Below are 17,331 nucleotides of genomic sequence, written 5' to 3'. Positions count from 1 at the left end.
GGCGGGCACGGCCAGCGGCTCCATCACGGTTCCCAACACCGGCATCACCGGCGGCACGGTGACGGTCGCCCCCGCCGCAGCCGGTGCGACCCAGAAGGTCAGCACCCAGTCGCCGGCGATCGGACAAACCGTCTGCATCGTCGCCAACGGCCTGTACCCGAACCGCCCGTAACGGATCCCCGACATGCCCTGCCCGAAGGAATGGGCAGGGCATCGTCCCAGGGATTGCGGGATTCGATCGTTGACTTGCGGCCGAAGTCTTCCTTGAGGGCGACGGGATCCGGCATTTCCTGCGGCGCGTCGGCGATCGGGAAGGGCAGTCGAATTTCGAAGGTCCCGGTCAGCGCCCTCGCTTCGCCAGGAATGCAAGCCGCTCCAGCGTGTGAACGTCCTGCTCGTTCTTCAGCAGTGCGCCGCACAGCGGCGGGATCAGCGTGCGGGCGTCCTTGGCGCGCAGGGTCTCCGGATCGACATCCTCGACCATCAGCAGCTTGATCCAGTCCAGCAGCTCCGAGGTGGAAGGCTTTTTCTTCAGCCCCGGAACCTCGCGCAGGTCATAGAAGAGATTCAGCGCCTCGCGCAGCAGGGCCGCCTTCAGGCCGGGATAATGGACCTCGACGATGCGCTCCATCGTCTCGCGCTCGGGGAAGCGGATATAGTGGAAGAAGCAGCGGCGCAGGAAGGCGTCCGGCAGCTCCTTCTCGTTGTTGGAGGTGACGATGACGATGGGGCGCTTGGCCGCCTTGATCGTCTGGCGGGTCTCGTAGACGTGGAACTCCATGCGGTCGAGTTCCAGCAGCAGGTCGTTGGGGAACTCGATGTCGGCCTTGTCGATCTCGTCGATCAGCAGGACCGGAGGCTCCGGCGCCTCGAAGGCTTCCCACAGCTTGCCGCGGACGATGTAGTTGGCGATTTCATTAACCTTCGCCTCGCCCAGCTGGCTGTCGCGCAGGCGGCTGACCGCGTCGTATTCGTAGAGGCCCTGCTGCGCCTTGGTCGTCGATTTGACGTGCCAGGACAGCAGCGGCTTGTTCAGTGCGCGGGCGATCTCCACCGCCAGCACCGTCTTGCCGGTGCCCGGCTCGCCCTTCACCAGAAGCGGCCGCTCCAGCGTTATGGCGGCGTTGACCGCCACCATCAAGTCGTCGGTGGCGACATAGCGGTCGGTACCGGTGAAGCGCATGGATTAGGCTCCCTCAAGCGAAGACGTTTCAATCCACGATAAACAGAGTGGCGCCGATTTCGGTCGATGACCGGTGCGGATGGTCGCCGAAATCGGACACCTGATAGCTCATGCCCGCGCTCAGGACGAAGCGGCGGCCGTCCTTCAGCTCGGTGATCAGCTCGCCGCTGACCACGAACAGCACATGTCCGCGGTCGCACCAATGGTCGGCCAGATAGCCCGGCGTGTATTCGACCAGCCGCACCCGCAATTCGCCGGAATGGAAGCTGCGCCAGCGGGCAAGCCCGGTCTCGCCCGGATGTTCGGTGACGGGAACGGCGGACCAGTCGGTCACGGTGAAGGGAAGAGTCGGAAGTTCCATCGCCGGACCTTTGAAGACGGCACGAATAGAAAAACGGCCCCCGGATCGCTCCGGGGGCCGGGTGTCTATGGGATCAGGAGGCCTTCCTGGCCGCAATCGCCTTTTCGATGGCTTCGATGGCCGCCGGGGCCAGCGAGGCATCGGGGCCGCCGGCCTGCGCCATGTCCGGCCGGCCGCCGCCGCCCTTGCCGCCCAGCGCCTCGGCACCGACACGGACCAGATCGACGGCGCTGAGGGTCGCGGTCAGGTCGTCGGTCACGCCGATGACGATGGAAGCCTTGCCCTCATTGGACGCGATCAGCACGACGACGCCCGAGCCGACCTGCTTCTTCAACTCGTCGGCCATCGGCTTGAGGTCCTTGGCCGGCAGGCCTTCGACCACGCGGGCGGCAACCTTGACGCCGGCCACATCCTTGGCCTCGTTGCCGCCGTCGGCCTTGGCGCCGCCTCCCATGGCAACCTGGCGGCGCAGGTCGGCCAGTTCGCGCTCCATCTTGCGGCGTTCCTCGACCAGGGCCGCCACGCGTGTCGGGACCTCGTCGGGCTTGACCTTGAGGACGCTCGCCGCCTCGGTCAGCAGATGGTCGCGCTCGGACAGCCACGCCTTGGCGCCGGTGCCGGTCAGCGCCTCGATGCGGCGGACGCCGGCGGCGACGGCGCCTTCGGAGACGATCTTGAACACGCCGATGTCGCCGGTGCGGCGGACATGGGTGCCACCGCACAGCTCAATGGAGTAGTCGCGGTCCTGCTCGCCATGCGGCCCGCCCATCGAGACGACGCGGACCTCATCGCCGTACTTCTCGCCGAACAGCGCCATGGCGCCCTGGGCGCGGGCCTCGTCCGGGGACATCAGGCGGGTGATGACCTCGCTGTTGGCGAGCACGCGGCGGTTCACCTCGTCCTCGATGGCGGCGATGTCGGCACCGCTCAGGCCGGTCGGCTGGCTGATGTCGAAGCGCAGACGCTCGGGTGCCACCAGCGAGCCCTTCTGGGTGACATGGTCGCCCAGGCGATGGCGCAGCGCCTCGTGCAGCAGGTGGGTGGCGGAGTGGTTGGCGCGGATGGCGGAGCGGCGCTCGGTGTCCACGCGCAGTTCGACCACATCGCCGACCTTGAGCGTGCCCTTGGTGACCGTGCCGACATGGGCCCACACGGCGCCCAGCTTCTTCAGCGTGTCGGACACCGCGACCTCGGCCCCGCCGGCGGAGAAAATCACGCCGGCATCGCCGACCTGACCGCCCGATTCGCCGTAGAAGGGAGTCTGGTTGACGACGACCAGCACCTGATCGCCGAGGTTGGCGGCCTCGACGCGGGCGTCGCCCTTGATAAGGGCGGTCACCTTGCCTTCGGCGACTTCGGTGTCGTAGCCGAAGAACTCGGTGGCGCCCAGCTCGTCCTTGATCTCGTACCACAGCTTCTCGGTGCCGACCTCGCCCGAGCCGGCCCAGGACTCGCGGGCCTTGCGGCGCTGCTCGTCCATCGCCGCCTTGAAGCCGGCCTCGTCGACGCCGCGGCCCTGGCCGCGCAGCACGTCCTGGGTCAGGTCGAGCGGGAAGCCATAGGTGTCGTACAGCTTGAAGGCGACGTCGCCGGCCAGCGGCTGGCCTTCGCCCAGATGGCCGACCTCATCCTCCAGCAGGCGCAGGCCGCGTTCCAGCGTCTGCTTGAAGCGGGTCTCTTCCAGCTTCAGCGTCTCGACGATCAGCGCGCGGGCGCGGTTCAGCTCCGGATAGGCATCGCCCATCTGCTGGATCAGCGCCGGGACCAGACGGTGCATCAGCGGCTCGCGCGCGCCGATCATGTGGGCGTGGCGCATGGCGCGGCGCATGATGCGGCGCAGCACATAGCCGCGGCCTTCGTTCGACGGCAGCACGCCGTCGGCGATCAGGAAGGAGGTCGAGCGCAGATGGTCGGCGATGACGCGGTGCGACACGGCATGCGCGCCGTCCGGCGAAGTCTTGGTCGCTTCCGCCGACGCCATGATCAGCGCCCGCATCAGGTCGATGTCGTAATTGTCGTGCTTGCCCTGCAGGACGGCAGCCAGACGCTCCAGCCCCATGCCGGTGTCGATGGACGGCTTGGGCAGCGCCACCAGATTGTCCGGACCCAGCTGTTCATACTGCATGAACACGAGGTTCCAGATCTCGATGAAGCGGTCGCCGTCCTGATCCGGGCTGCCCGGCGGGCCGCCGGCAATCGACGGGCCGTGGTCGAAGAAGATCTCCGAGCAGGGACCGCAGGGGCCGGTGTCGCCCATGCGCCAGAAATTGTCGTCGGTCGGGATGCGGATGATGCGGTCGTCCGACAGGCCGGCGACCTTGCGCCAGATGCCCGCCGCATCCTCGTCGGAGGTGTGGACCGTCACCAGCAGCTTGTCGGCCGGCAGACCGTATTCCCTGGTGATCAGGTTCCAGGCGAACGCGATGGCGTCGTCCTTGAAATAATCGCCGAAGGAGAAGTTGCCCAGCATCTCGAAGAAGGTATGGTGCCGCGCGGTGTAGCCGACGTTGTCGAGGTCGTTGTGCTTGCCGCCGGCGCGCACGCATTTCTGCGAGGTGGCCGCGCGCCGGTAAGGCCGCGTCTCGGCACCGGTGAAGACGTTCTTGAACTGGACCATGCCGGCGTTGGTGAACATCAGCGTCGGGTCGTTGCGCGGCACGAGCGGCGACGAATCGACCTTCTGATGGCCCTGCTTGGCGAAGAAATCCAGGAACGTGCGACGGATGTCGTTGGCGGTCTGCATACGGTCAAGGCTCCGGGTGCGCGGCTGAGGCCCTTTTGTTGGCCGAACCGTGCTTTTAGCGCGAGAATGGCGGCATGTCCATGACGGACGGATTATTACCCTAGGTCAACGCAGGTAATTTGCCAGTGGCGAATCGCCACTGCATGCAGCCACTGGCAAAATGCTGCGGGCGCGTTGCCGCCGGTCACTCGGCTTCCGCGGCGGCCCGTGCCTTTTCGATCCGGCGCCCGATGATGATCGCGATCTCGTAGAGCGCAATCAGCGGCAGCGCCAGGCTGACCTGGCTGATGACGTCGGGCGGGGTCAGGACCGCGGCGGCGATGAAGGCGCCGACGATGGCGTAGCGGCGCTTCGACGCCAGGGCGTCGGTGCTGATGATGCCGACGCGGACCAGCAGGGTCAGCAGCACCGGCAGTTGGAAGGCGATGCCGAAGGCGAAGATCAGCGACATCACCAGATGCAGGTATTCGCCGACGCGCGCCTCGAATTCGATGGGCAGGGCGTTGCTGCCGTCCGGGTGGAACTCGAAGCCCAGGAAGAAGCGCCAGGCCATCGGGAAGATGAAGTAATAGACGATGCCGGCGCCGGTCAGGAACATCACCGGGGTGGCGATCAGGAAGGGCAGGAACGCCTTGCGCTCATGCTTGTAGAGGCCGGGCGCCACGAACATCCAGATCTGGCTGGCGATCACCGGGAAGGAGATGAAGCAGCCGGCCCAGAACGCCACCTTCACATAGGTGAAGAAGGCTTCGGTCAGGCCGGTGTAGATCATCCGGCGCCCCTGCCCCGCCAGGATGTCGGCCAGCGGCTGGACCAGGAAATTGTAGATCTTGTCCGACACCGCATAGCACAGCAGGAAGGCGATCAGGATTGCGCCGATTGCCCACATCAGCCGGTTCCGCAGCTCGATCAGATGATCGATCAGCGGCATCTTGCTGTCTTCGAGTTCGTCCTGCTGCGTATCGCCGGTCATGGGCCGTCTTTGTCTTCAGGTCTGCTTGTCGGTCGGCTGGGCTGCGGCCACGGCGTCCGGCCGCGGGGCCGGAGCGGGCTGCGGCACCGGGGCCGGCGAAGCGGATTCGGTGGCGATCGGAGCGATCGTGATCGGCGACGTTGTGATCGGGGATGGCGCGCCGGCCGGCCCCACGTTGTCCGTCACGGCCGGAGCAGCCGGGGATGGAACCGGGGTCGGCGCCTGCGGCAGGTCCGGTTCCGGCGTGCTGCCGGCATGGCCGTTCAGACCCGTGTCGAATTCCTTGGCGTCGAAGGCCTTGCCCACCTCCCCCTTCGGGTCGATGGTGTCCTCCATCATCTTCTTGATGTTCAGGTCGCGGGTCTTCAGCGCTTCCTTGCGAAGCTCGTCCAACTCGGTTTCCCGCATCATGTCGTCGATGTGGGTCTGGAATTCGCGGGCGACGACCCGCGCCTTGCGCACCCATTTGCCGAGCGTGAAGATCGCCTTGGGCAGATCCTTGGGTCCAATGACCACAAGGGCGATGACGGCGATCACCATCAGTTCGGACCAAGCGATGTCGAACATGTTCTTCCGGCTTCACGAATGCGGTGGGCAGGATGGCGTGCGGCGCTCGGGAAGAGACGGCCGCGCGCCTGCCGGTCAGCTGCGGACCGCCTCGTCCTTCTTGGCCACGGCTTCGGCCGTGTTGGCCGGCTGGTTCGGGGCGGGCTGGTTCGGGATGGTCTTGGCGTTGGCGCCCGGAGTTGCATCGTCGCTGTCGTCCTGCAGCCCCGCCTTGAAGGACTTCACGCCCTTGGCGAGATCGCCCATCACCTTCGGCAACTTACCGGCGCCGAACAGCAGAAGAACGATCAGAAGAACGATGATCCAGTGCCAGATGCTGAAAGAACCCATGGCGCGCCTATCACGTTTGAACGGCCTTTGCGGCGGGCCGGCACTATGGCAGAAAGGCCGGGGTGCCGCAACGTTGCCCCCACCATCCTTAACCGGTTGTCATTGAGGTTTCACGGGAATTCGCTCAGGTGCCGGAGAAAAACCAAGCGGTCGCCTGCGGCTTACGTCTCGTCGCCCGTGTCCAGGGCACTGTCGTCGGCCGTCGCCCCCAGACCCAGCAGCACCGGACGGCTGTCGAGCAAGCCGGCGGCGCGCAGCTCGTCGACGCTGGGCAGGTCGCGCAAGCTCTCCAGCCCGAAATGATCGAGGAAATGGTCGGTGGTGATCCAGGTCAGCGGCCGGCCCGGCGTCTCCCGCCGCTTGCCCGGCCGGATCCAGCCATGCTCCATCAGCAGGTCCAGCGTGCCCTTGCTGGTCGCGACACCGCGGATGGATTCGATCTCGCCGCGGGTCACCGGCTGGTGGTAGGCGATGATCGCCAGCGTCTCGATGGCGGCGCGGGACAGCTTGCGCGACACCTCCTCCTCGCGCCGCAGCTCCGGCGCCAGATCGACCGCGGTGCGGAAGGCCCAGCCGCCGCCGGTGCACACCAGGGTGACGCCGCGCGGGGCGTAATGGGCGCGCAGTTCCTCCAGCAGCAGGCCGACCTCCGGCCCGATGCGGCCGGCCAGCGTCTCCTCGTCCAGCGGATCGCTTGAGGCGAACAGCAGGGCTTCCAGCAGGCGCAGCTTACCGATGCGGGCCTCTGCCTCCTGGGCGTCTGTGACTTCCTTAATCATTCGATTGCGCTTCTTCCGAAATGTCGCCGTCCTGGGAACCGGCCGCCCGCCCGCGGACATAGAGCGGGGCGAAGGCGCCCTCCTGGCGCAGTTCGACCCGGCCGGCCTTGGCCAGCTCCAGCGTGGCGGCGAAATGCGCGGCGAGCGCCGAACGGGTCAGCAGCCCGCCGCCGCCCTCGCCGCCCGGCAGGAAGCTCGCCAGCGTCGCCCAGTCCGGCATGCGGCCGAGCAGGGATGACAGGCGCCGCACCGCCTCCTCCATCGAATAGAGGCGGACCGGGGCGATGTGCAGGACGCCGGATTCCTTGCGGGCGCGCTGCTGGCCATAGGCGCGCAGCAAGTCGAACAGCGTGACCTCGTAGACCGACTTGCGGCGCAGATCCAAATCCTCCGGCGCGCCTCGCGGATGGATTTCGATGCCCAGCCGCGGACGGGCAAACAGCTTTTCGGCGACGCCCTTCATCGCCTCCAGCCGCTGGAGCTGGAAGGCGAGTGCGGCGGCCATGTCCTCGCCGGACGGTTCCTCTCCCTCCGGTTCGGGCAGCAGCAGCCGCGACTTCAGGTAGGCCAGCCATGCCGCCATCACCAGATAGTCGGCGGCCAGCTCCAGCCTCACCTTCCGCGCCTCCGCCACGAAGCGGAGATACTGGTCGGCCAGTTCCAGGATCGAGATGCGCGTCAGGTCGACCTTCTGGTCGCGCCCCAGCGCCAGCAGCATGTCGAGCGGCCCCTCGAAGCCGTCCAGAACCAGCAACAGCTGTTCGGATGCCGACCCCTCCGCGATTGCTGAGGTGTCGGCCTCACGCCCGGCCAGCAGATCGGCCATCGATTACCCTATCAGTCGTTGCCGGTCAGGACGCGGATGAAATCGATCACCGCATCGACGGGCGGACCCAGCACCCAATGCATGACGCTGAGGTCCATGCCGATCTGGCGCCCCAGCATCGGCAGCAGGAAGAAGGCCGCCATCAGGATCAGCAGACCGACGCGCTCCAGCTTCGCCAGCGGCACCGCCAGGAAATCGGGCAGGATGCCGACCGCGACGCGCCCGCCGTCCAGCGGCGGCAGCGGGATCAGGTTGAACACCATCAGGATGACGTTGACCAGCACCGAGACCTCGGCGGCGGAGCGGATCCACAGCTCGATATAGCTGTTCTCGGGATTGACCAGCCGCCAGATCACCGCCGACGCCACCGCCAGCAGGAAGTTGGTCCCCGGACCGGCCAGCGCCACCCACACCATGTCGCGGCGCGGATGGTCCAGCCGGGCGAAATTGACCGGCACCGGCTTGGCCCAGCCGAAGACGAAGCCGGTGGTGAAATACATCAGCGCCGGCAGCAGCACGGTGCCGAACGGGTCGATGTGGCGGATCGGGTTGAAGGTGACGCGCCCCAGCCGATAGGCGGTGTCGTCACCCAGCCGCCAGGCGACGAAGCCGTGCGCCGCCTCGTGCAGTGTGATGGCGAGGATGGCCGGCAGGGCCACGGCCGTCACCTGGAAGATCCATTCCTCCATCGTCCGCTCCCGTCCGTCAGGTCTCAGCCGTGCCGAGAAGCTCGGCCAGCCGGTTGGTCAATGCAGCGATGTCCGCCGCCTCCGGCGCATGGCGCATCGCGTCCGCCCGCGCCCAGCGCTCCGCCGCCACCCCGCTCAAGAGCGGAACGGCACCGAGGATCGACCGCATCTCGGCCAGATCGCCGTTGCAGTGGAGCACGACATCCATGCCGGCCGCCAGCACCGCTTCGGCCCGCGTCCTCGGGTCGCCCCGCAACGCGTTCATCGACAAATCGTCGCTGAACAGCAGGCCGGCGAAACCGATGGACGGCCCGCGCACCACCTCGCGCACCACGATGGCCGAGGTGCTGGCCGGGGCGGTCGGGTCGATGGCCTTCAGCACCACATGGGCCACCATCGCCAGCGGCAGGTCGGCCAGCGCGCGGAAGGGGGCGAAATCGGTGGCCTCCAGCGCCGCGCGGCCGGCCTCGACCACCGGCAGCTCGGCATGGCTGTCGGTGAAGGCGCGGCCATGGCCGGGGATGTGCTTGATCACCGGCAGCACGCCGCCGGCCAGCAGCCCATTGGCGGTGGCGCGGGCGAGGTCGATCACCAAGGCCGGGTCGCGCGAGAAGGCACGGTCGCCGATGATGTCGTGTGCGCCCTCGACCGGAACGTCGCAGACCGGCGCGCAATCCACCGTGATGCCGACCTCCGTCAGCATATGGGCGAGCAGCCGGCCGTTGATCCAGGCTGCTTCATGCCCGGCGGCGGCATCGCGTTCGCCAAGCGCGCCGATCACGCCCATCGGCGGATGGGCCGGCCAATGCGGCGGGCGCATGCGGGCGACCCGGCCACCCTCCTGGTCGATCAGGACCGGGGCGTCCGCCCGGCCGACGCTGGCGCGCAGATCGTCGACCAGCCGGCGCATCTGGTCGCGGCTGTCGCAATTGCGGCGGAACAGGATGAAGCCGAGCGGATCGGCATCGCGGAAGAAGGCGGCCTCGTCGGCCGTCACCTCCAGCCCGGCGCAGCCGAAGACGACCGCGCGCGGGTGGGAGACCTGGATGGAACTCACCGAATCGGAACCCAAAGAATCAGGGCCGGAAAAATCAGGGACGGACAACCACACACCCCACATTTTGCGCGCGCAGCTGGGCGCAGGCCGACTTGGCCCGCGCCTCGTCGGCGCCGGCGCCCTGCACCCGATAGAAGATGCCCTTCTCGCCCAGATCGACCCTGGCGACCTGCATCGACAACCCGCCGAGCGCGTCGGGGTGACGGCCGGCAAGGCGGCGCCATTCGGCCGCGGCCTCGCCCTCGCTGCGCACCGACGCCAGCTGGACACGCCAGCCGCTGCCGCCGCCGGCCGCAGGAGCGGAGGCGGTTGCGGGAGCGGGCTTCGCCGGCTGGGGAGCGGCCTTGGCCGGAGCGGCCGGCAGGGACGCGGCTTCCAGCTTGGCGATCAGCTGCCCCATCGACGGAGCGGCGTTCTGCTGGGCAGGCGCTGCTGCCGGCGGCGCCGGAGGCTTGGCGACCGACGCGACCTGCTGCTGCGGAGCAGGGGCCGGCTTGGCCGGGGCCTGTTGCGGCTTGGCGGCGACGCTGGGCGGAGTCTGGGCAGCCGGGGCCTGCACCGCCGGGGCCGGAACGGCCGCCGTCGGCGTGGCGGCGGGCAGAGCCGGCACCGGTTCCAGCGCTGCCAGCGGAGCCGCCGCCGCGACCGCCGCGGCGACAGTGTCGCGCGGCACGGTGGCGGTGGCGCCCGGCGGCAGTTGGGCCACCGACGGCACCGAGGGCAGCGGCACCACGGCCGGCATCTGCGGCGTCACCACCGGACGCGGCAGCGGCACCTCCGGCGGCGGCAGCAGCCGCTCCACCTGATTGCCGCGGCCGCCGTCATGGTCGCGCAGCCGCTCATAGGCCAGGATGTCCTGGTGCGGCACCTCCATCCCGCCCGGCTGGTCGGGACGGGCCTTGGACGGGCCGGCCTCCGCGGTCAGCAGCGGCGGCCCGTCGCCGGACAGCCGCGACGGGCCGCGCAGCCCGACCACCGCCGCACCGGCGAACGTCACGACGCCGACCACGGCGAAGCCGAGCGCCAGCAGCCCGCGCCTGTTCGCGGACTGTCGGGGCGGCATCCCATAGGGATTGGCCGCGTAGTTGACGTCGCCGTCGTACTTCATGAACGCAATTCCTCCACCGGTTCCACGCCCATCACCGACAGGCCCGAGGCGATGACCGTCGCCACCGCGGCGATCAGCGCCAGACGGGCCGTCGTCAGCTCCGCATCGCCCTCGATCAGGAAGCGCAGCGAGGCATCGTCGCGGCCCCGGTTCCACAGAGCGTGGAAGTCGCTGGCGAGGTCGTAGAGGAAGAAGGCGATGCGGTGCGGCTCATGCGCTTCGGCCGCCGCCTCGACCACGCGCGGCCAGGTGGCCATACGCTTGGCGAGCGCCATCTCCTCTTCGCTGTCCAGCCGGGCGAGGTTGGCCGCGGCGGCGAGCGAGGCCGGCGTCTGGTCCAGCTGCGGCAGGGCGGTCGCGGCATGGCGCAGCACCGAGCGGCAGCGGGCGTGGGCGTACTGCACGTAGAAGACCGGGTTGTCCTTCGACTGCTCCGTCACCTTGGCGAAGTCGAAGTCCAGCGTCTGGTCGTTGCGGCGGGTCAGCATGATGAAGCGGACGACATCCCGGCCGACCTGATCGATGACGTCGCGCAGCGTCACGAAGGTGCCGGCGCGCTTGGACATCTTCACCGGCTGGCCGTTCTGCATCAGATGGACCAGCTGGCACAGCTTCACGTCCAGTTCGGCCTCGCCGCCGGAGATCGCCCGCGTCGCCGCCTGCATGCGCTTGACGTAGCCGCCATGGTCGGCGCCCAGCACGTCGATCAGCGACGCAGCACCGCGCCGGTACTTGTCATAGTGATAGGCGATGTCGTTGGCGAAATAGGTGAAGGAGCCGTCGGACTTCTTAAGCGGCCGGTCGACGTCGTCGCCGAAGTCGCTGGACTTGAACAGGGTCTGCGGGCGCGGCTCCCAATCGTCGGGCTTCTTGCCCTTCGGCGGCTCCAGCACGCCGGTGTAGATCAGGCCGCGTTCCTCCAGCGCCGCCAGCGCCGTCTGGACGGCCCCCGCCGTCACCAGGGCGCGCTCGCTGCTGTAGACGTCCATCGTGACGCCAAGGGCGCCCAGATCCTCGCGGATCCAGCCCATGATCATGCCGATGGCGAAGTCGCGGCAGGCCGGCAGCCATTCGGACTCGTCGGTGCCGACCCAGCGGTTGCCGTCGCGCTCGGCCAGCGCCTGGCCGACCTCCTTCAGGTACTCGCCGGGATAGAGGCCGGCCGGGATCTCGCCGACCTGCTCGCCCAGCACCTCGCGGTAGCGGATGAAGGTGGAGCGGCCCAGCACGTCGACCTGCGCGCCGGCATCGTTGATGTAGTATTCGCGGGTGACGGCATAGCCGGCCTTCTGCAGCAGTGCCGCCAGCGCGTCGCCGAACACGGCGCCGCGGCCATGGGCGGCATGCAGCGGGCCGGTCGGGTTGGCCGACACATACTCCACATTGACCGGAGTCCCGGCTCCCAGCGCGCTATCGCCATAGGCGGTGCCGGCGGTCAGCACGTCGCGGATGCGGTCACGCCAGACGTCCGGCGTCAGGCGCAGGTTGACGAAGCCCGGACCGGCGATCTCGACCGACGCCACGTCGGCGCGGCCCTTCAGCTTGGCGACCAGCAGCTCCGCCAGGGCGCGCGGCGCCATCTTCGCCGGCTTCGCCAGGATCATCGCGGCGTTGGTGGACAGGTCGCCATGCGAGGCCTCGCGCGGCGGCTCGACCGTCAGACGGCTGCTGTCCAGCCCGGCGGGGATCGCACCCTCGGCGGCCAGCTCTTCCAGCAGCTTGCGAATATCGGTCTCGAAGGCCTTGAAAATATTCATCGTCTCAGGTCGTCTTTTCAGGAGGTCACAGGAGCCTGACGGCTCAGGTCTTCACGGTTCAGGTCTTTACATGCAGGTCGAACAGCCGGTCATGTTCGGCCAACGCATAGCGGTCGGTCATGCCGGCGATATAGTCGGCCACATGACGGGCGCGCACCGCAAGATCGGCGTCACCCCCATTCTTGGCGATGTCGCGCTGCCATTCGGTCGGCAGGGTGTTGGGCTCGTCCATGAACAGCTGGAACAGGGCGCGCACCACGCGCTTGCACTTGCTCATCTCGCGGTTCACGCGATAGTGCCGGTACATGCGCTGGCGCAGGAAGGCGCGCAGGGGCCGCTGCGCCTCCAGCATCCCGTCGGAGAAGCTGACCATCGCCACCGGCAGGGCACGCAGTTCGGCGGCACTGCCCGGCCGGTGCTCCGCCAGCCGCCGCCGCGTCTCCGTCACCAGATCGACGACCATGGCGTTGATCATCCGCCGGATCGTCTCGTGGATCAGGCGCGAGCGCTCCAGCCCCGGATAGCGGTCGCAGACCTCGCGGACCAGCGGACCGACCAGCGGCAGCTCCGCCACCTCGTCCACCGTGAACAGGCCTGCGCGCAAGCCATCGTCGATGTCGTGGTTGTTGTAGGCGATGTCGTCGGCCAGCGCCGCCACCTGGGCCTCGGCCCCCGGATTGGTGTGCAGTTCCAGATCCCACTCGCCCTGGAAGGCCGCAATCGTCGTCGGCAGGCGGTGACCGGGCAGCAGCGGCAGCAGCGGGCCGTTGTGCTTGACCACGCCCTCCAGCGCTTCCCAGGTCAGGTTCAGCCCGTCGAACTCGGCATAGCGCCGTTCCAGCCGCGTCAGGATGCGCAGGGTCTGGTCGTTGTGGGCAAAGCCGCCGAACGGCTCCATGCAGGCGTTCAGCGCCTCTTCCCCGGCATGGCCGAAGGGGGTGTGGCCGAGGTCGTGGGCCAGCGCCACCGCCTCCGCCAGATCCTCGTTCAGCCCCAGCGTCCGGCCGATCGAGCGGGCAATCTGCGCCACCTCCAGGCTGTGGGTCAGCCGGGTGCGGTAATAATCGCCCTCGTGATAGACGAAGACCTGCGTCTTGTGCTTCAGCCGGCGGAAGGCCCCGGAATGCACGATGCGGTCGCGGTCGCGCTGGAAGCACGAGCGCGTCGGGCTTTCCGGCTCCGCCACCAGCCGCCCGCGCGTGTCCGCCGGGTTGCAGCCATAGGGAGCCAGCCGATCGTGGGAACAGTCCGCCGTCATGGGGCGGACACTACCGGCGGGGAAACGCAGGTGCAACGGCGAAGGCGTGCTATGCCCAGGCGCCCGGCCAGCCGGCGGCGGAGCGTGCCAGATGCGCAACGCTTTGGCGCAAACGTGCCCACACTTTGACGAAGCCGGCGATCCCCCTTACATTTGTGGCAACTCCCGCACCGCAACAGAGGGGCCACCCCATGCCCGACACCGCACTCCCCACCGAAACCCGAATCCTCGGCGTCAGCGAAAGTGCTGCCAAGCGCGTCGCCTTCCTGATCGAGCAGGAGGGCAATCCCAACCTGATGCTGCGCCTGACCGTGTCCGGCGGCGGCTGCTCCGGCTTCCAGTACGGCTTCACCTTCGACGAGACCGCGACCGACGAGGACCATGTCTTCGAGAAGGACGGCACCAAGGTGGTCACCGACGACGCCTCGCTCGACCTGCTGGCCGGCGCGACGCTGGATTATGTCGAGGACCTGATGGGCGCCGCCTTCCAGATCAAGAACCCGAACGCCACCGCCTCCTGCGGCTGCGGCAACTCCTTCGCGGTTTAGGGCCGCGGTCTGCGTCCACCGTCCGACCGCACAAGACCAAGAAGAGAAGGCAGGCCTTTTTCGTGAAGATCGCCACCTGGAACGTCAACTCGGCGAAGGCCCGCCTTCCGCTGATCACCGACTGGCTGCGCACGGCGTCCCCGGACGTCGTGCTCTTCCAGGAAATCAAATGCGAGACCGCCGCCTTCCCGACCGCGGCCTTCGAAGAACTCGGCTACCATGTCAACGCCGTCGGGCAGAAGGCCTACAACGGAGTCGCTTTGCTGTCGAAGGCCCCAGCCGAAGACGTGCTGACCCGCCTGCCGGGCGAGCCGGAGGACGAGCAGGCCCGCTATGTCGAGGCCACCGTGGCCGGCGTGCGCATCGCATCGCTCTATTTGCCCAACGGCAACCCGGTGCCGGGCGAGAAGTTCGCCTACAAGCTGCGCTGGATGGACCGGCTGTACGACCATGCCAGCACGCTGCTGGCGCAGGAAATCCCGGTGGTGCTGGGCGGCGACTACAACATCATCCCCGAGGCGCGCGACGTCTACTCGCCGCAGGCCTTCGCCGGCGACGCGCTGTTCCGCCCGGAATCCAAGGCCAAGTTCCGTGCCCTGCTGAATCTCGGCCTGACCGAGGCCTACCGCGCCCTGCATGACGACGACCACGCCTACACCTTCTGGGATTATCAGGCCGGCAGCTGGCCGCGCGACAACGGCCTGCGCATCGACCATTTCCTGCTGTCGCCGCAGGCCGCCGACCGTCTGGCCGGCTGCACCATCGACCGCGGCCCGCGCGGGCTGGAAAAGGCGTCCGACCACACGCCGGTCATCCTGGACCTGCGCGACGCCTGAGCGGCGTGGGTGTGCCGCCTGTGTAAAGTCCGTGACAAAAGCATTTTGTTAAAAGTTTCGCTTCTACGATGAACGCGCCGCCCCGTCGAAAGCCGGGCTGGCGCAGTCATCAAGGAGTGCGGAGCGGGCATGGCGTGGAGGCGCGACAACGGTCGGGAGCGGGTGAAGTCTCTGCTGGCGGCATTGGAGCGTCAGGCGACCGAAGCCTCCCAGCTTGCCGAGCGGGCCCAGCGCGACATGGGCGACGACCGCTTCGCCTCCTTCCTCGACTTCCGCCGCAAGCTGGAGGAGATCCGCGCCCTGTTCACCCTGACCGAGGAGCATCTCCAGGGGGTGGACGAGTCGCGCCTGACCGACCTGCGCGCCGAGTTCGAGCGGATGGATCTTCTGCTGACCCGCCTGCTGGCCCGCGCGATGCGCAATTACTTTTCCAGCATGCGCGAGGACCAGGTCCTGCCCATCGGCGCCCGCGAACTGTTCGAGCCCGAACTGCGCAGCATCGACCAGACCCGCACCCGCCTGCTGAGCCCCCGCTATGCCGACCGCGTGGCGCCGGAGATTCTCGACGATCTGGACGCCACGGCCGAGCTGATCCGTAAGACGATAGCCCGCGCCCCCGCCCTGCCCGACTTCTCCGACAGCCCCAGCCCGCCGAAACCGACCCGCCGCCTGCGCACGCTGGGCCGCCCGATCCGGAACTGAGGGGCAAAACGCAGCCGCTTGCGCGCGACACTTGACCCACCGCGACGCATTCGCTACTCCCGTGGGCCGAGGGAAGAGTGGCCGAGTGGTTTAAGGCAACGGTCTTGAAAACCGTCGTAGGTGTGAGCCTACCGTGGGTTCGAATCCCACCTCTTCCGCCATAATCTCAAGCTCTCTTCCTTACCCTGCCAAAAATTATCTAAGTTATTTCTGGCGTTGGTCGACATCTAACGATGCAGGCTTCAGTATAGCGCGAGCAGAGAACAGACATTTATTGCTTTTGATCGTAAAATTTCATTGCTTTTTTTCGGTATACTAAGCTCCTCTTTCAAGACACTCGACATCCGAGTTTTAATCGTCCAGGCGAACTCAACAGCTACGAAAATGCTATGGAACTGAACGAACTTCCCCCGAAGGACGGCGCGCAGCGGGCTTATTGCGATATCTGCGGGGGACCACTCGATCTGATCTTCGAGCGGTTCCATGTTACGGTTTCCGGAATTGAGATCGACATCGATGGTTTGCCGATGTTGGAGTGCACTGGTTGCAGCTTCCGCACTTTACCGGACAGGTCTCGTTTCTCGATCATGCAAGCACATGAAATCACGACGAAGAAAGACGCTACAATATTTAAAAGTAAGAGAAAAAAAATTGAAGACGTGTTTGATTACACGGATGTTCCTTTTCAGTACGATCCGGATGATTACTACTATTATCCAGGGCTTGCCCGACCTTGGAATCTAGGTTTTCTAACGCCAATTTTCTTCAACCGCACCGTTCTGACCAAATATGATGCCGATCCGCGCTATCTTATCCGCTACGCCTCGCCGACTTATGGCAATATTACATATATGGACGACTTTGCGTTTCCGTTTGGTATCAATCGGCATGGTCATCTTATCATGTGGCTTGGTGACATCGCGAAGCTCCCAAAATCTGAGCAGTATTATTTAATGAGTGAAAACCGCCCCTCAGATCATAGTCTGGGGAGTGAATTCTATGACGGTCAGATTGAATGCAAATTCACTGATCCGCCGCAAGAAGATATACTCTTTAAAGAACGTTCAAATTTCCTTGCCGCCGCTTTCAAACGTTGGGGAGAAAAGATCGCGCATCTTGATACAGAAGTACTCGATTTGGCGAGGCGGCTCCATCGGCCAGTCCATGATACACCGGCGCAACGGCATTCCACCTCAGACACCTTAAATAAGATCCATTTGGAGTCGCTCAACAACGCAAAACTTGGTGAAGTTGTTGCCACACAAGGCATCGTTTGCACCGGCACTGGGTCTCTTAAGCGCTTGCAGGCACTGTTAAGCTCAGTTGGTGACGCGACCCAGGTGAACAAGCTGATGTCACCTTTCTACACACTATATGATTTTCGGGTGGCTTATTCTCACCTCGGCTCAACCCAGGGTGCCGCAGCGACAATGAGGAAGGTAACGGATCGACTGGGACTTATGGAGGAAGCAGACCTTCAAACCATATACAATCAACTGCTATTGAAAATGACAGCATCATACACGGAACTGATTAAAATCTTGGAGAACAAACAGCCAAGCGACACAAGTGATGGGGGCGCCTGAGGAGATCAGCGGCATGCTCGATCCACTA

General features: G+C 66.3%; 17 protein-coding genes and 1 tRNA gene. 5 read left to right on the top strand and 13 right to left on the bottom strand.

Annotated elements, in window-relative coordinates:
* Nucleotides 1–340 precede the first annotated feature (340 nt).
* The 13 genes from TSH64_RS27180 to TSH64_RS27120 form a co-directional block, all read right to left on the bottom strand.
* On the bottom strand, nt 341–1,183 hold the full coding sequence (locus TSH64_RS27180; RefSeq protein WP_109449855.1) for a MoxR family ATPase: 843 nt from the start codon (nt 1,181–1,183) through the stop codon (nt 341–343).
* 28 nt (nt 1,184–1,211) lie between these two features.
* Nucleotides 1,212–1,544: a DHCW motif cupin fold protein gene (locus TSH64_RS27175; RefSeq protein WP_109449853.1), complete on the bottom strand. Its 333-nt coding sequence runs from the start codon at nt 1,542–1,544 to the stop codon at nt 1,212–1,214.
* A gap of 73 nt (nt 1,545–1,617) precedes the next feature.
* Nucleotides 1,618–4,287: an alanine--tRNA ligase gene (gene alaS / locus TSH64_RS27170; RefSeq protein ID WP_109449851.1), complete on the bottom strand. Its 2,670-nt coding sequence runs from the start codon at nt 4,285–4,287 to the stop codon at nt 1,618–1,620.
* A gap of 184 nt (nt 4,288–4,471) precedes the next feature.
* Nucleotides 4,472–5,260 carry a twin-arginine translocase subunit TatC gene (tatC, locus tag TSH64_RS27165; RefSeq protein WP_109050505.1) on the bottom strand — a complete coding sequence of 263 codons (789 nt, stop codon included), beginning with the start codon at nt 5,258–5,260 and terminating at the stop codon, nt 4,472–4,474.
* A gap of 15 nt (nt 5,261–5,275) precedes the next feature.
* Nucleotides 5,276–5,827, bottom strand: coding sequence for a Sec-independent protein translocase protein TatB (gene tatB / locus TSH64_RS27160; protein ID WP_109449849.1), 552 nt, complete (start codon nt 5,825–5,827; stop codon nt 5,276–5,278).
* A gap of 75 nt (nt 5,828–5,902) precedes the next feature.
* Nucleotides 5,903–6,157 carry a twin-arginine translocase TatA/TatE family subunit gene (locus TSH64_RS27155; protein ID WP_109449847.1) on the bottom strand — a complete coding sequence of 85 codons (255 nt, stop codon included), beginning with the start codon at nt 6,155–6,157 and terminating at the stop codon, nt 5,903–5,905.
* Between the two features lie 161 nt (nt 6,158–6,318).
* Nucleotides 6,319–6,936 carry an SMC-Scp complex subunit ScpB gene (scpB, locus tag TSH64_RS27150; protein ID WP_109449845.1) on the bottom strand — a complete coding sequence of 206 codons (618 nt, stop codon included), beginning with the start codon at nt 6,934–6,936 and terminating at the stop codon, nt 6,319–6,321.
* Nucleotides 6,929–7,762, bottom strand: a complete 834-nt coding sequence (locus TSH64_RS27145) for a ScpA family protein (protein ID WP_109449844.1) — start codon at nt 7,760–7,762, stop codon at nt 6,929–6,931. Before TSH64_RS27145 ends, scpB begins: the two co-directional genes overlap by 8 nt.
* An 11-nt stretch (nt 7,763–7,773) precedes the next feature.
* Nucleotides 7,774–8,451, bottom strand: coding sequence for a site-2 protease family protein (locus tag TSH64_RS27140; protein WP_109449843.1), 678 nt, complete (start codon nt 8,449–8,451; stop codon nt 7,774–7,776).
* Nucleotides 8,452–8,467: 16 nt separating this feature from the next.
* Complete coding sequence (nagZ, locus tag TSH64_RS27135; RefSeq protein ID WP_247873175.1) at nt 8,468–9,508, bottom strand: beta-N-acetylhexosaminidase; 1,041 nt, start codon at nt 9,506–9,508, stop codon at nt 8,468–8,470.
* Nucleotides 9,509–9,542: 34 nt separating this feature from the next.
* Nucleotides 9,543–10,616: an SPOR domain-containing protein gene (locus TSH64_RS27130; RefSeq protein ID WP_109449841.1), complete on the bottom strand. Its 1,074-nt coding sequence runs from the start codon at nt 10,614–10,616 to the stop codon at nt 9,543–9,545.
* Nucleotides 10,613–12,373 carry an arginine--tRNA ligase gene (gene argS / locus TSH64_RS27125; RefSeq protein ID WP_109449840.1) on the bottom strand — a complete coding sequence of 587 codons (1,761 nt, stop codon included), beginning with the start codon at nt 12,371–12,373 and terminating at the stop codon, nt 10,613–10,615. The genes TSH64_RS27130 and argS overlap by 4 nt, the downstream gene beginning before the upstream one ends.
* A 58-nt stretch (nt 12,374–12,431) precedes the next feature.
* Nucleotides 12,432–13,631: a deoxyguanosinetriphosphate triphosphohydrolase gene (locus TSH64_RS27120; RefSeq protein WP_109449839.1), complete on the bottom strand. Its 1,200-nt coding sequence runs from the start codon at nt 13,629–13,631 to the stop codon at nt 12,432–12,434.
* Between the two features lie 191 nt (nt 13,632–13,822).
* Between TSH64_RS27120 and erpA the strand changes: the two genes are divergently transcribed.
* From erpA to TSH64_RS27095, 5 genes are all read left to right on the top strand, one after another.
* Complete coding sequence (gene erpA, locus TSH64_RS27115) at nt 13,823–14,179, top strand: iron-sulfur cluster insertion protein ErpA (protein ID WP_109449838.1); 357 nt, start codon at nt 13,823–13,825, stop codon at nt 14,177–14,179.
* A gap of 62 nt (nt 14,180–14,241) precedes the next feature.
* Complete coding sequence (gene xth / locus TSH64_RS27110; RefSeq protein WP_109449837.1) at nt 14,242–15,015, top strand: exodeoxyribonuclease III; 774 nt, start codon at nt 14,242–14,244, stop codon at nt 15,013–15,015.
* Nucleotides 15,016–15,144: 129 nt separating this feature from the next.
* Nucleotides 15,145–15,717 (top strand): hypothetical protein, encoded by a 573-nt coding sequence (locus TSH64_RS27105; protein ID WP_109449835.1) that lies wholly within the window; start codon nt 15,145–15,147, stop codon nt 15,715–15,717.
* Between the two features lie 71 nt (nt 15,718–15,788).
* Nucleotides 15,789–15,878, top strand: a tRNA-Ser gene (locus TSH64_RS27100).
* A 228-nt stretch (nt 15,879–16,106) separates the two neighbouring features.
* Nucleotides 16,107–17,303: a hypothetical protein gene (locus TSH64_RS27095; RefSeq protein WP_109449834.1), complete on the top strand. Its 1,197-nt coding sequence runs from the start codon at nt 16,107–16,109 to the stop codon at nt 17,301–17,303.
* Nucleotides 17,304–17,331 lie beyond the last annotated feature (28 nt).

This window comes from Azospirillum sp. TSH64, from assembly GCF_003116035.1.
GTDB lineage: Bacteria > Pseudomonadota > Alphaproteobacteria > Azospirillales > Azospirillaceae > Azospirillum.
Note: the sequence above shows the minus strand (reverse complement) of the source record. Positions and strands in the feature narration are given on the sequence as shown.

Bases quoted from the DNA above. Each gene is read 5' to 3' on its own strand.
- TSH64_RS27180 (WP_109449855.1), bottom strand. From the start codon at position 1,183: ATGCGCTTCACCGGTACCGACCGCTATGTCGCCACCGACGACTTGATG.
- TSH64_RS27175 (WP_109449853.1), bottom strand. From the start codon at position 1,544: ATGGAACTTCCGACTCTTCCCTTCACCGTGACCGACTGGTCCGCCGTT.
- alaS (WP_109449851.1), bottom strand. From the start codon at position 4,287: ATGCAGACCGCCAACGACATCCGTCGCACGTTCCTGGATTTCTTCGCC.
- tatC (WP_109050505.1), bottom strand. From the start codon at position 5,260: ATGACCGGCGATACGCAGCAGGACGAACTCGAAGACAGCAAGATGCCG.
- tatB (WP_109449849.1), bottom strand. From the start codon at position 5,827: ATGTTCGACATCGCTTGGTCCGAACTGATGGTGATCGCCGTCATCGCC.
- TSH64_RS27155 (WP_109449847.1), bottom strand. From the start codon at position 6,157: ATGGGTTCTTTCAGCATCTGGCACTGGATCATCGTTCTTCTGATCGTT.
- scpB (WP_109449845.1), bottom strand. From the start codon at position 6,936: ATGATTAAGGAAGTCACAGACGCCCAGGAGGCAGAGGCCCGCATCGGT.
- TSH64_RS27145 (WP_109449844.1), bottom strand. From the start codon at position 7,762: ATGGCCGATCTGCTGGCCGGGCGTGAGGCCGACACCTCAGCAATCGCG.
- TSH64_RS27140 (WP_109449843.1), bottom strand. From the start codon at position 8,451: ATGGAGGAATGGATCTTCCAGGTGACGGCCGTGGCCCTGCCGGCCATC.
- TSH64_RS27130 (WP_109449841.1), bottom strand. From the start codon at position 10,616: ATGAAGTACGACGGCGACGTCAACTACGCGGCCAATCCCTATGGGATG.
- argS (WP_109449840.1), bottom strand. From the start codon at position 12,373: ATGAATATTTTCAAGGCCTTCGAGACCGATATTCGCAAGCTGCTGGAA.
- TSH64_RS27120 (WP_109449839.1), bottom strand. From the start codon at position 13,631: ATGACGGCGGACTGTTCCCACGATCGGCTGGCTCCCTATGGCTGCAAC.
- erpA (WP_109449838.1), top strand. From the start codon at position 13,823: ATGCCCGACACCGCACTCCCCACCGAAACCCGAATCCTCGGCGTCAGC.
- TSH64_RS27105 (WP_109449835.1), top strand. From the start codon at position 15,145: ATGGCGTGGAGGCGCGACAACGGTCGGGAGCGGGTGAAGTCTCTGCTG.
- TSH64_RS27095 (WP_109449834.1), top strand. From the start codon at position 16,107: ATGGAACTGAACGAACTTCCCCCGAAGGACGGCGCGCAGCGGGCTTAT.